At 56.8% G+C, this 12,483-nt stretch carries 13 protein-coding genes and 2 tRNA genes; 13 read left to right on the forward strand and 2 right to left on the reverse strand.

Translation table 11 applies throughout. The features are described 5' to 3' along the window. The 4 genes from G556_RS10545 to G556_RS0106855 all read left to right on the forward strand — a co-directional run. Positions 1-390 (forward strand): DUF1617 family protein (locus G556_RS10545; protein WP_036916191.1); only part of this gene is annotated, 390 nt, incomplete at its 5' end. A gap of 160 nt (positions 391-550) precedes the next feature. After that, positions 551-1,114 (forward strand): phage holin family protein, encoded by a 564-nt coding sequence (locus tag G556_RS0106845; protein WP_028822235.1) that lies wholly within the window; start codon positions 551-553, stop codon positions 1,112-1,114. Next, a complete protein-coding gene (locus tag G556_RS11555; protein WP_169337629.1) occupies positions 1,111-1,269 on the forward strand; it encodes a hypothetical protein in 159 nt (52 codons plus the stop codon). Before G556_RS0106845 ends, G556_RS11555 begins: the two co-directional genes overlap by 4 nt. Before the next feature lie 31 nt (positions 1,270-1,300). After that, complete coding sequence (locus G556_RS0106855) at positions 1,301-2,125, forward strand: N-acetylmuramoyl-L-alanine amidase (RefSeq protein ID WP_028822236.1); 825 nt, start codon at positions 1,301-1,303, stop codon at positions 2,123-2,125. Positions 2,126-2,412: 287 nt separating this feature from the next. Here the strand turns inward: G556_RS0106855 and G556_RS11515 are convergent, their stop codons facing one another. Then, positions 2,413-2,613, reverse strand: coding sequence for a hypothetical protein (locus tag G556_RS11515; protein WP_162139767.1), 201 nt, complete (start codon positions 2,611-2,613; stop codon positions 2,413-2,415). Positions 2,614-2,687: 74 nt separating this feature from the next. Here G556_RS11515 and G556_RS0106865 point away from each other — a divergent pair, with 74 nt between their 5' ends. From G556_RS0106865 to G556_RS0106900, 8 genes are all read left to right on the forward strand, one after another. Beyond that, positions 2,688-2,867 carry a hypothetical protein gene (locus tag G556_RS0106865; protein ID WP_211219450.1) on the forward strand — a complete coding sequence of 60 codons (180 nt, stop codon included), beginning with the start codon at positions 2,688-2,690 and terminating at the stop codon, positions 2,865-2,867. 46 nt (positions 2,868-2,913) lie between these two features. Then, complete coding sequence (locus G556_RS0106870) at positions 2,914-4,164, forward strand: recombinase family protein (protein ID WP_028822239.1); 1,251 nt, start codon at positions 2,914-2,916, stop codon at positions 4,162-4,164. Continuing rightward, entirely contained in the window at positions 4,161-5,738 is a 1,578-nt protein-coding gene (locus G556_RS0106875) for a recombinase family protein (protein WP_028822240.1), read from the forward strand. The genes G556_RS0106870 and G556_RS0106875 overlap by 4 nt, the downstream gene beginning before the upstream one ends. 85 nt (positions 5,739-5,823) lie before the next feature. Next, a complete protein-coding gene (locus G556_RS0106880; RefSeq protein WP_233418203.1) occupies positions 5,824-7,608 on the forward strand; it encodes an ABC transporter ATP-binding protein in 1,785 nt (594 codons plus the stop codon). Next, positions 7,605-9,353: an ABC transporter ATP-binding protein gene (locus tag G556_RS0106885; protein WP_028822242.1), complete on the forward strand. Its 1,749-nt coding sequence runs from the start codon at positions 7,605-7,607 to the stop codon at positions 9,351-9,353. Before G556_RS0106880 ends, G556_RS0106885 begins: the two co-directional genes overlap by 4 nt. Before the next feature lie 36 nt (positions 9,354-9,389). Next, positions 9,390-9,986, forward strand: coding sequence for an MptD family putative ECF transporter S component (locus G556_RS0106890; RefSeq protein ID WP_028822243.1), 597 nt, complete (start codon positions 9,390-9,392; stop codon positions 9,984-9,986). Continuing rightward, the gene (locus G556_RS0106895; RefSeq protein ID WP_028822244.1) at positions 9,979-10,665 is read left to right on the forward strand and encodes an energy-coupling factor transporter transmembrane component T family protein; all 687 of its coding nucleotides are present in this window, start codon (positions 9,979-9,981) and stop codon (positions 10,663-10,665) included. The genes G556_RS0106890 and G556_RS0106895 overlap by 8 nt, the downstream gene beginning before the upstream one ends. Continuing rightward, on the forward strand, positions 10,662-12,053 hold the full coding sequence (locus G556_RS0106900; RefSeq protein WP_028822245.1) for an ABC transporter ATP-binding protein: 1,392 nt from the start codon (positions 10,662-10,664) through the stop codon (positions 12,051-12,053). Before G556_RS0106895 ends, G556_RS0106900 begins: the two co-directional genes overlap by 4 nt. A 149-nt stretch (positions 12,054-12,202) precedes the next feature. On the opposite strand, the gene G556_RS0106905 is transcribed toward G556_RS0106900, so the two are convergent. After that, positions 12,203-12,276, reverse strand: a tRNA-Gly gene (locus tag G556_RS0106905). 123 nt (positions 12,277-12,399) lie between these two features. Here G556_RS0106905 and G556_RS0106910 point away from each other — a divergent pair. Beyond that, positions 12,400-12,472: transfer RNA gene (locus G556_RS0106910), tRNA-Pro, on the forward strand. Positions 12,473-12,483: the final 11 nt, after the last annotated feature.

Here is a 12,483-nt window from a genome sequence, read left to right on the forward strand (position 1 = left end):
CCCGCCGCATCTAGGGCACGAACCAAACTGCTAAACCTTGTCCGTGAGGCAATAACACGGTTTGGGGTCGATGAGTACGAGCTGGTTAGCCAATACGCCCGCCTAGATGAGCAAGGCAGACCCCTAATCGATAAGGAAGGCACGTTTTCGCTAGCCGATGAAGCTAAAACAGCAGAGTTTTTCACAACCCACCAACAGCTACTCGATACTCCCGCCGAGGTAGAAGGCCCCACATACGAAGGCCACCTCAAAGACCTAAAAGACATGCTCGATACATACGATGAAAAGCTATCTGGAACCAAAGCGCAAGCCTACGATTGCCTCTATGAGGCTGTAGCCGAAGCAATCAAAAAAACCGACGAGACCATTAGCAAACCAAATCGTTCCTAAAGTTCCCCCTCGATACTCATACAGGCTAAAGGCCTACCTGTTTAATTCATGCCCGCCAGCAGGTGGGCATTTTTCTTTAACACCCACCACACGTTTCGTTTAAGGGCCGGTGGCTGTTTTCGTTTCCCTAAATTTTATTTTGAAAGGACTTGCTTGCGACATGAACATCAAAGTCATCTGGGCCACCATACAGGCCGCCATCACCGCAACGGGTGCTTGGCTAGGAGCCTTCCTGGGCGGAGCAGACTCCCTGCTATACGCCATCGTCGCGTTCACCATCATCGACTATCTAACTGGCGTGCTCGCAGCAATAAACGCCCACCGACTCAGCTCCTCGGTTGGGTTTAGAGGCATCGCCCGCAAAATCCTCATCTTCACGCTCATCGGCCTAGCCCAACTGCTGGACGTGCATGTTCTTGGCACACCCGGAGTCTTGAGAACCGCCACGATCTTCTTCTACCTATCCAATGAAGGCATCAGTGTCCTGGAAAATGCTGCACTGTTAGGTCTGCCGATCTCGAACGGGCTGCGGCGTGCGCTAGATGTGATCAAACAACGCGGCGAGGCGCAGCCAAACAATGCTGATACTGCCGGCAGTGGGTCTAGCGATCTAGCAACTGACACGATGGGCGTGGACTATCCGATACCCGAACCTTTCCCGGGCACCAACAGATCAGGCTACCGACCACGTCACGCCAGCCCCGAAAAATCGGAGCAATCATGAAAACCCGACTGGCAACACTGGCTAAAACACTTGCACTCATCGCAGCTTTAGCGGCCTTTATCGCAGGGATCTGGCTAATGCTCTGGCTCATCCTCTCCTGGGTGCTGGCCCCGTTGATTTATCTGCTTGCACTGCTTGCTTACACGATTCCATAAACACCCAACCTAAAACTTCGGAGAACACCTTATGAAGAACTGGAACAGCCTCGATGCTGACATCAACCTGCTACTCGAGTGCCACTACACCAAAGGACGGCAAGGCAGGACAATCGACAAGATCGTGCTGCATCACAACGCCGGAAACTTGAGTGTTCGTGGCTGCTTTGAAACCTGGCAAACACGCCAAGCATCCGCCCACTATCAAGTACAGTCCGACGGGATAATCGGCCAGTTAGTGTGGGACGGTGATACGGCCTGGCACGCCGGCAACTGGGAAGCGAACCTCACCAGCATCGGTATCGAACACGCCGACGCCAGCAGCAACCCGTGGCGGATCTCGCAGGCTTGCCTAGAAAACGGGGCACACCTCGTCGCAGCACTCTGCGTCTATTACAGGCTCGGCCGACCCGAGTGGGGACGCAACGTCTACGGCCACAACCACTTCAGCCCAACCGAATGCCCAGCCTCCATCGCCGGTTCTCAGCGAGCAGCCTACATGGCGCGTGCCCAGTACTGGTACGACCACATGACCGGCAGCGCACCCGCCCCGGCATCCGCGAAGCCCGCACCTTCCACGCCGAACATCGACGCGCTCGCCGACGCCGTGATCCGTGGGGACTACGGCAATGGTGAAGAGCGTAAGCGCCGCCTCGGTTCCAACTATGCGGCTGTCCAGAAGCGAGTTAACGAGAAACTCGCCGGACGTGCACCGGCCAAGCTTGGGCCGAACATCGACACCCTTGCCGACGCCGTGATCCGTGGCGAGTACGGCAACGGTGAGGAACGCAAACGCCGTCTCGGAAACCTCTACAGCGCGGTGCAAGCGCGAGTGAACGCCAAGCTCGGCTACTAAACCGACACGCCCCTGTGGCGTATTGAAGCCCCGTCATCACTGTGACTTCCCAACTTTCGGGGAGCCGGTGGTGACGGGGCTTTTCGTCATTTTACGGGCGGATTTAACACATACGGGTTTGTCGGCAGTGGGGTGAAGGGAGTGACCCCACTGTGAAGAACATTGAAGAAGAACGTATCCGTAACCTGCGCACAGCAGGCTGGGGGTATAAAGCGATTGCCGAGTTTTGCGCCCTGACCCGTGACCAGGTCCGTTCATACTGCACCAGCCGAAATCTCGAGGCCGGTTCAGTGGTGGTTCAGCGGGTGTGCCGCTGGTGTGCCAGCCCTATTCGGGGAGGTGTTCGGGCTCGGTTTTGCTCGCCCGCCTGCAGGCATAAAGCGTGGCGGCACCGACAGAAAACCGAGCCTGTGCGTCAGCGATCCTGCGTTCACTGCGGGCACCGTTTCGTGATCGTGGATAAACCGGGCCAAAAGTACTGCTGTCACGCCTGTTATGTGCGTGCTCGATTCGGCACGCGTGGCGGACGACCATGAGCACGCTCGCCGCTCGGGTTGATCAGATGACACAGCCTGAGGTGTTCGCCCGTGAACTCGCCTTCATCACGGACGCTCACACGTTGAGCGTGCTGGCGGGTCGGGGCGTGCTGACTTCAGCTGAGTATCGGCGTGCTTACCGGCTGTTGTGCCAGGCGTGGACGCCGATCTATCAACCACAGATTGTGGGCGAAACGACTGGATAAACACCTGGTTTAGAGCGTGTATAGACCTAACGCGAAAGGAGAAAACGTGGCACAGGTTAGTGTGGTGACACCAGTTCGGCCTCCTGCCCCGAAGCTGGTCAACGTGGCGGCATACGCGAGGGTCTCAACCAACGGCACAGAGCAGTTAGCATCCCTATCGGCGCAAGTGTCGTATTATTCGCGCCTGATCCAGTCCACACCCGGATGGGCCTATGCGGGCGTGTTCACCGATGAGGGTATTACTGGCACGTCAACAAAATCCAGACAAGGCCTGGCCGACCTGATGGGCGCAGCCAGGGGCGGGGGTGTCGATATTGTGTTGTGTAAATCAATCTCACGCCTGGCCCGCAACACTGTCGACCTTCTCGCTACGGTCCGTGAGCTCAAAGACCTTGGCGTTGCAGTGCGATTCGAGCGGGAACGTATCGACACCCTTAGCGCTGACGGGGAACTGCTGTTAACCTTGCTGGCCTCGTTCGCCCAAGAAGAATCGCGTTCACTATCCCAGAACGTGAAATGGGCAATCCGCAACCGATACAAGAACGGGGGCACGAACTCCTTCGTTGTCTATGGATACAAATGGGCAGACGGTGAGTTCACGATCGTCGAAGAAGAAGCCAAGATTGTGCGCTTACTGTTTGCCAATTATCTCGATGGGATCAGCCCGGAGAAAACAGCGACGATGCTCAATGCTGAAGGTAAACGCTCTCGGGGTGGGGGACGGTTCTACGGGTCCGTGTTTCGTCGCATGCTCGAAAACGAGCGCTACAAGGGCTGCCAAATGCTACAGAAAATGTACCGCCCCACAATCCAAGCACCCACAAGTGCCCTCAACGACGGACAGCTGCCGCGATACTGGGTCGATCAAGCCCTCCCACCAATCATCGATAAGTCTGTGTTTGACGCGGTGCAAGCAGAAATCGCCTATCGGCGCGAGATTGGTCCGGCGGCGACCCCGTCAAAGAACACGGGCGTATTCACCGGGCGGATCTGCTGCGGCGCGTGCGGGAAGAACTATCAACGCAAAACCCGCACCTACAAGTCTGGAACCTCATACAAGTTCTGGCGCTGCTGGAGTGCCTGCACCGGGAACGGAAACCCTTGTAGGGGGCACAACCTACGCGAAACACTCCTCGAACACGCCTGCGCAGACGTGCTCGGCACCCAAAGTTTCGACCCCGTCCAGGTTGGCGAGCAGGTCGTGATGATTGAAGCCTTTCCGCACCAGCTCACATTCCACCTTGCGGATGGAACTATGACGCCGGTGGGCTTAACCAGTGAGGGGAGGTTGGCATGAGTCGCACGGTCACTGCGATACCTGCGACCAAGAAGGTTCGATCTGCCGCAGCCTCATCTGGGGTACCGGCACGCAGGCGGGTGGCGGCGTATGCGCGAGTTTCCACCGAGATGGAAGAACAAACCTCCTCGTATGAGGCGCAGATCGACTACTACACCACCTACATTCGCTCCCGTTCTGATTGGCAGTTCGCGGGAATGTATTCCGATGAGGGCATCTCTGGCACTTCTATGAAGCGCCGTGAGGGATTCCAAACCATGATCGATGACGCCCTGGCAGGCAAAATCGATCTGATCCTCACCAAATCCGTGTCCCGGTTTGCACGCAACACCGTCGACTCGCTCACTACCGTGCGCAAGCTCAAGGATGCAGGCGTTGAGGTTTATTTTGAGAAGGAGAATATTTACACCTTTGACGCCAAAGGCGAGCTATTGATCACGATCATGAGTTCACTGGCGCAAGAAGAATCCCGCTCCATCTCTGAGAACGTCACCTGGGGACACAGGAAGCGTTTTGCCGATGGGAAAGTCATGGTTCCCTACAAATCCCTACTCGGATATAAGAAAGGCGAGGAGGGCAGTCTCGTCATTGACGAAACCCAGGCTCCGACCGTCAGGCTGATCTACCAGCTCTTCCTTGACGGGATGGCTATCAGCGAGATCAAAACCGAACTTGCTGCCCGCAAGATTCTCACCCCGCGTGGGAAAGAAGTGTGGTCAACGTCGACAGTGCGCTCCATCCTGTCGAATGAAAAATACAAGGGCGATGCCCTGCTTCAAAAGACGTTCACCACCGATTTCCTTACTAAGAAGATGAAGGTCAACGAGGGTGAAGTACCCCAATACTATGTATCAGGTAATCACGAGCCGATTATTGCTCCGCGTATCTGGGATCAGGTGCAATACGAACTCACCACCCGCCATGCCAACATATCGTCAGCGAAAGTCGGGTTGTTCTCCACCCGGCTCAAATGCTTTCAGTGTGGGGCGTGGTATGGGCGTAAAACGTGGGCATCGAACACGAAATACAAATGCACAGTATGGCAATGCAACCACAAATACACAGGCGAACACCCTTGCAGCAGCGCGAATGTGAAGGACGAACATATCAAGAACGCCTTCCTCCAAGCACTCAACCAACTGATCGCCCGCCACCGGTACGAAAGCCAGCTATCGCAGATTCTTGTCGACATGTTTGATGCGAGCCGGTTGGAAGAACAAGCCGCCGCCTGCCAGGCAAAACTTGCGGAACTCACTGAGCAGATCGAGGCGCTGATTGCGGAAAACCAGCGGTGTGCGCTCGACCAGGACGCCTACCAAGCCCGCTACACCGAACTCGATACTACCTACCGTAAGACACTCGCACGCAAAACAAGCCTGGAAGCCGACATCACAGCAAAGACAGCCAAACATGCGGCCGTGACTACAGCCCTAGGCGATCTGGCGGGTGAACCGGTGAGCGAGTTCCGCCCCTCACAGTGGAGCGCACTCATCGATCACGCCATCGTAGGCGAGGATACGATCCGGTTCGTGTTCCGCACCGGTGAACAGGTGAGTATTGCCCTGAAAGGTTGATGCTCATACCAGTTGACGTGCACGGTTAGGTAAACCTCCCAGATATTAGATAAGGTTAGCCTTATCTAATAAGGATGGTGTTTACGTGGACGATGTAATGGATCAGGTTGTTGACGGTGAGTATGGGTCGGCGAAGGAAAAATCTGTCGCTGGCCAGAACGCGATCCGTCAGCTATCGCAGCCGGTGAAAGGCAAACTGTTCGTCGCGCAGGTCTTAGCGTTCGCCTCTGGTGTGCTGGCTATCGCACCTTATGTGGCTTTGGTGGAGCTTGGCAGAGAACTTATGCAAGACCGGGTGGACCCGGCGCGGGTGAACTGGATCGTGATGCTCCTCGTCAGCGCATACATGGCCCGGTTGACCTTATATTTTGTTGCATTGGGCGTGACGCATTTTATTGACCTGTCGTTGCGTAATCAGATGCGCCGCCAGATTGCCGCCCGCATGTCGACTGCTCCGCTGTCGTGGTTTACCCGCGAGGGTGAGGGTAAGATCCGCAAGACCATTCAGGATGATACGGCCACGGTGCACACAGTGATCGCGCACGGGCCGATCGAGAAACTGAACGCGATCGTATCCCCGCTCGCCTTGTTGACCTATGCGTTTGTGGTGGATTGGCGGCTCGCTCTGCTGTCGATTGCGACGATTCCGATTTATGTGGGCATGTATGGCATGTCGATGCGTGGGATGAATGAGAAGACCGCGCAAATGGATACCAAGCTCGCTCAGGTTTCGGCAACGATGGCCGAGTTTGTTGCCGGTATCTCAGTGGTGAAAGCGTTCGGCAAGGTCGGCCAAGCACATAAAGCCTATTTAGATGCGGCTAACGAGTTTTCTAAGTTCTACCGGGCGTGGTGTATGCCGCTGGTGTCGATGTCGGTCGCCTCATTTTCGTGGGTGTCGATCCCGGTGTTGTTGATCGTGAACCTTGGCGGGGGCGCGTTGATGATGAACGCCGGTTGGGTGAGCATCTACGAGGTGATAACGACGACGTTGATCGCCTTGGTGCTGCCGGGAGCGTTGATGGCAGTCGCAACCATCGCCTGGTCGTACCAGCTCGCAGGGTCTGCGGCAGTGAGGCTGGTGAACGTCATGGAGCTACCGGCGTTGAGTCAGCCCGATGCGCCACAGACACCAAAGGGTCATGATATTGAGATTCGGGGTGTGTCGTATGCCTATGATGACACCCAGGCATTAGACGAGGTGAGCCTGAGCATTCCGGCAGGCACGGTGACCGCGCTGGTTGGCCCGTCGGGTGCGGGGAAGTCGACGTTGGCGAGTTTGATTGCCCGCTTTGATGACCCGGACGCTGGCACGATCACCATCGGCGGGGTTGATCTAAAGAGCATTTCCCAGGATGTGTTGTATTCGACGGTCGCATTCGTCCTGCAAGATGCACAGCTTATTCGCGACACCATTCGAAACAACATCGCTCTTGGCGCGCCAGACGCAACCTTGGATCAGGTGCGGCAGGCGGCGCGGGCAGCGCAGATCGACGAGTTCATCATGAGCCTGCCAGATGGTTACGACACCGTGTTGGGGGAGGATACCCACGTTTCGGGCGGGCAGGCAGCCCGTATCGCGATCGCCCGGGCGCTCATGGTTGATGCCCCAGTGTTGGTGCTGGACGAGGCGACGGCGATGGCGGACCCGGAATCGGAATCGAAAATCCAACAAGCTCTCTCGACTCTTGCCAAAGGCAGAACCGTGATTGTGATCGCCCACCGACTGGCCTCGATCAGAGGGGCAGACCAAATCGTCGTCATGGAACGCGGGCGCATTGCTGTGGTCGGTAAACACGACGAGCTGTTGGGTAATGCGCACTATCAGACACTTCTTGCCCAAGGTGCATGCGAGGAGATGACACGATGAATCAACTATTGCTGCCACGCTTTAAGCGTTTGATGGAACCCGCCTCGTGGCGAGACCTCTCGGTCGGTCAAGCGTGGGGTGCGGTCTCAGGACTGTGTCACGGCTTTGCCCTGCTGACTCTGCTTCCCGCAGCAAGTGCCCTAGCAACCGGAATGCCGGTGTGGGGGTTATCGTTTTGGGGCTGGCTCATCGCCTTGGCGGTAATCGCGCTGCTGGGCGTGGGCACGGAGTTTTATGGCATGCGCACCGGCTATATCGGCGCGCTCGGGTTCATTCACGACGTACACCAGGCAGTAGGTAACAAGGTAGCCCGCCTACCGTTGGGAGTGTTTGATTCGGGTAGTTCTGGACGGCTGTCGCGCATGGTCACCCAGGAAATGATGAACTTGGGCGAGTCGGCGGCACATTTCATTTTTTCCCTCGTCCAAAAACTCTCAGCCGTGCTGGTGATCACTGTGGGCACGTGGTTCTGGGATTGGCGGCTGGGACTGACCTTGACGATCGCCTTCCCGATCATGCTCGCCTTCCTTCATATCTCCCGTGTGCTTCTCGATAAGGGCAAACAGGTTTCCGAACCAGCAGAATCGGAGCTGGCTGCTCGCATGGTCGAATTCGCCACCTGCCAAGGCGCGCTGCGCTCCTGCCATGTCGCCGACGACTACCCGGCCCTTGATCGGGCATTCAAACAGGCTGACCGCAAAAGCCGCAAAGCATTGTGGATCGAAACATTAGCGAACCTGATAAACGGAATGTTCGTCCAAGCCCTTGTCGTGGTAATGATTTGGCTGACCGCCCAACTCGCCCTCGGTGGGCAGATGAATGCGTTGAACGCTGTGGTCACCATCGGCATGTGCCTGCGGTTCACCACCATGCTCCAAGACATCGGTGGCTGCATGACCGGGCTGGAAGAACGCCGCCAGCAGATGAATCACGTCGACAAGGTCATGGACGCTCCCGAATTGTCCGAACCCGATGTCTCCACACCGGTGAGCGCTCCTGGTGATGTTCGTTTCGAGGACGTCGCCTTCGGCTACGATCCGGACACCTCGGTTCTCCGTGATATTTCCTTCCATGTCCCGCAAGGCGGCATGTGTGCCCTGGTTGGCCCTTCCGGCTGCGGAAAAACCACAATCGCGAGGTTGGTTGCACGTTTCTGGGATGTGCAGTCCGGCAGCGTACGCGTTGGCGGGGTTGATGTGCGCGAGCAGACCACCGAAGATTTGATGCGCCAGATATCCCTGGTCTTCCAAGACGTCTACTTATTCAATGACACGCTCGAGGCCAACATTCGCCTTGGCAACCCAGAAGCTACCGATGAAGAAATCAGGTGGGCCGCTGACCTGTCGGGCGTGACGGAAATCGTCAACCGGCTCCCAGACGGCTGGAATTCATTGGCGGGTGCTGGCGGGCGCGCACTGTCAGGTGGGGAACGCCAACGAGTGTCCATCGCTCGCGCCTTGGTGAAGAAAGCCCCAATTGTGCTGTTTGACGAGGCCACCAGCGCGTTGGATGCGGAAAATGAAGCCAACATTGTTGCGGCGATGAACGAGCTACGCAAGCACTCCACATTGATCGTGATCGCCCACAAACTTGAAACCATTCGCCAAGCTGACCAAATCATTGTGCTCTCCCACAGTGGGCGTATCGCCCAGCGCGGGTGCCACGACGAGCTGGTCAACCAGCCAGGTCAATACCGCGATTTCTGGCAAGAGCGCATCAACGCCGCCGGATGGCAACTCGTCTAAATCACAGCACTGTTCACAATCATGAAAGGAATAACTATGTCCACACCCACGTCCTCGCGCCTAAACACGCGCGACTTCATCAATATCGGCGTCTTCACCGCTTTGATGTTCGTCATCGTGTTTGCATTCGGAATGCTCGGGTTCATTCCGGCTGCCATGTATGCCGGTTTCTTACTCTCCATTCTCGTCAACGGCACCGTGTTCGCGCTGTTTACTGCCCGCACTCCGAAGATGGGGGCATTGACCATCATGCTGATCCTCGTCGAAGCCCTCTTCTTCGTAACGGGTCACTGGGTGGGAGGAATCGCGATCGCCGCTGTGTTCGGCCTGCTCGCTGACTTGGTGATCACCAAGGGGCCGAAGAACGTGAAAGTTCGCGTCCCGCTGGCATACGCACTGTTTATCCTGCCGATCTACGTGTCACCGTGGATTCCGCTATTTATGAACCAAGACGCATATATGTCGCAGATCGCCGAACGAATGGGTGCTGAGTATGCCGCGAAGATGGCCCAGGTAGTCACTATCCCGATTCTGTTGGGCTTCTTCGTCGTGATGCTCATCGTTGGCTGGCTCGCTGGCCTGTTGGGAACCCGGGTGGCGCGCAAACACTTTGAACGGGCCGGTCTTGTCTAAACTTCCCGACCCGCGCACGATTATCGCAGCGCTCGTCATCGTCTCCACCACGATCTACAGTGCCTACTCGCCGTGGTTCGTGTGTACTCTAGGCGGATTCGCCGCCGTGATGCTGGGGAGCGCTACGATCAACCCCAACACGCTCGTGCGCCCCAGCTGGGTGGCCGTCTACCTGGCCACGTTTGCGGCTCTCGGCACACTCGTCTTCGTGATACCACTGGTGTGGAAGTCAACGGCCAGCGCGTTCCTCGTGCTGTTTTTGCAGTGGATGTGGCGATTCAGTGTCAGCGCAGGAATGGGAGCCTACGCGATCGGCGTGATCCGACCTGCCACCTTGCAAAAAGCACTCGCCAGCTCACGAATCCCGACCTGTTTCACGATCCCGATCTCAGTCGCGTTACGTGTGCTGCCCGTGATCGGCCACGAGGTTAAAGCGATCTCAGATGCCATGAAACTACGCGGCATGTCCGCGCTCTCACTGCGTTCGGCCCAGTACTTCACAATCCCGCTGCTATCGACCGTGGTACGCAGCGGGGACGAACTGGCATCGGCCGCCCTCGTGCGCGGACTGGGCGGAACCGCAAAGCCCACCTCAGTCACGATCGTGAAATTCCGTGTGATCGACGCGGTCATTCTGCTCATCGTTATCGGCTTCGCGATATGGAGAATCGTCCTATGACAACAGCCCAAGCAACTGGGGTCACCTTCACCTATCGGGGAGCAGACCACCCCTCAATCAATGACGCAACCATCACCATCACACCTGGAACCGTCACCTTGCTGTGTGGCGCGTCAGGGTCGGGGAAAACCACCGCGCTACGGCTGTTTAACGGGCTCATCCCGCACTTTCACGACGGCGACCTCACCGGAAGCGTCACAGTCGACGACATTGACGTGGCACGAGTAGATCTATCAGAGCTTGCCCACCACTGTTCGACAGTGTTTCAAAACCCGCGCACCCAGTTCTACACCACCCACGTGCGCCAAGAACTCGCCTTCGGCCCAGAAAACCTCGGCCGCGACCCGCAGGAGATCTGTGCCCGCATTGACGAGGTTGCAGCCGAGTTAGGTATCGCCGACCTGCTGGAATCCCGCGTCACACAACTATCAGGCGGACAGATGCAACGCGTGGCCTGCGCCGTCGCCATGTGCAACAACACGTCGCTGATCGTGTTCGACGAACCGACCGCGAACCTGTCAGCTGACGTTATCGACCAACTCGCCACACTCATCGCCAGGCTCAAAGCAGACGGACACACCATCATCATTGCTGAACACCGGCTAAGTTTCCTTTCCGAGATTGCTGACCGTGTCTACTGCTTCGACAAAGGCAACATCGCCCTCACCGCAACCGGAGAGGAGTTTTATGCCATGCCAGATGAGGAGCGTAAACAGCTTGGGCTGCGATCCCTAGTGACTGTGCCTATGCCACAACTTCCGGAACCGGCAGGAGATGGGCTTGAGATTGACAACCTCACCTTCGCCTACCGCCACGGAAACCCGGTTCTCAACATCGGCCATCTGCTCTTCCCGGCAGGGAAAATCACCGCACTGTTAGGCCCGTGCGGGTCAGGAAAATCAACACTGGCACGCATCATCTGCGGACTCGAAAAAGCCAAAGGTGCATCCATCACACTCAATGGGCAAAAATTCGCCAGCCGGGACGCATACCTTGTCATGCAAGACCCCACCCGGCAGCTATTCTCAGACACAGTCATTGACGAAGTTACGCTCGGGGCAACCAGAGTCGAAAAACAACACATCGACGCCCACGCGATCCTTAAAGAACTCGACCTCACCGACCACGAGTCCGATCATCCGCAAGCGCTGTCTGGTGGGCAACGCCAACGCCTTGTCATCGCCACAGCACTTGCTGCGAACAAGAAGGTCTACATTTTCGACGAGCCGACATCAGGTGTGGGCTACAAGCACCTCGTCGCGATCTCACAAGTGATGCGCAAACTCGCTGATACCGGTGCCGTCGTCATCGTCATCACCCACGACGCTGAACTCGTTACCGAGGTCGCCGACCATAGCGTCCGCCTCGACCAAATCAACGCCTGCTAACGCAAACGCTCGCTCAGTCGAAAGAGAGGAAAGCGTTTCTGCAGGTCGGGGCAAACGCGCTATACACTCGCTAACGCAAGCGATTTTCTTGACCCCCTTGGGGCGTACGCGCTAACGCAAACGTCTACTTATCATTTTCGACGTCATAGTGGAGCGGATGACGGGAATCGAACCCGCGTAATCTGCTTGGAAGGCAGAGGCTCTACCATTGAGCTACATCCGCGATGCGTTACAACATTACACAGGTCGGCCAGTTTTTGCTAACTGACAACACGCGACACGCGCGAACTTTGCAGATTTAATTTTTACAGTAGACTATTGCGGTGCGGTCAAGTGATTGGTTGTCCGGGGCGTAGCGTAGTGGCTAGCGCGCCTGCTTTGGGAGCAGGAGATCGCGGGTTCGAGTCCCGCCGCCCCGACTAGCGGTTTT

Source organism: Propionimicrobium lymphophilum DSM 4903 (assembly GCF_000423485.1).
Classification (GTDB): domain Bacteria; phylum Actinomycetota; class Actinomycetes; order Propionibacteriales; family Propionibacteriaceae; genus Propionimicrobium; species Propionimicrobium lymphophilum.

What these genes read in the sequence shown, in the direction of transcription:
- G556_RS11555 (WP_169337629.1), top strand. Translation starts at nt 1,111, where the DNA reads ATGAAAACCCGACTGGCAACACTGGCTAAAACACTTGCACTCATCGCA.
- G556_RS0106890 (WP_028822243.1), top strand. Translation starts at nt 9,390, where the DNA reads ATGTCCACACCCACGTCCTCGCGCCTAAACACGCGCGACTTCATCAAT.
- G556_RS0106900 (WP_028822245.1), top strand. Translation starts at nt 10,662, where the DNA reads ATGACAACAGCCCAAGCAACTGGGGTCACCTTCACCTATCGGGGAGCA.
- G556_RS0106875 (WP_028822240.1), top strand. Translation starts at nt 4,161, where the DNA reads ATGAGTCGCACGGTCACTGCGATACCTGCGACCAAGAAGGTTCGATCT.
- G556_RS0106845 (WP_028822235.1), top strand. Translation starts at nt 551, where the DNA reads ATGAACATCAAAGTCATCTGGGCCACCATACAGGCCGCCATCACCGCA.
- G556_RS0106885 (WP_028822242.1), top strand. Translation starts at nt 7,605, where the DNA reads ATGAATCAACTATTGCTGCCACGCTTTAAGCGTTTGATGGAACCCGCC.
- G556_RS0106865 (WP_211219450.1), top strand. Translation starts at nt 2,688, where the DNA reads ATGACACAGCCTGAGGTGTTCGCCCGTGAACTCGCCTTCATCACGGAC.
- G556_RS0106855 (WP_028822236.1), top strand. Translation starts at nt 1,301, where the DNA reads ATGAAGAACTGGAACAGCCTCGATGCTGACATCAACCTGCTACTCGAG.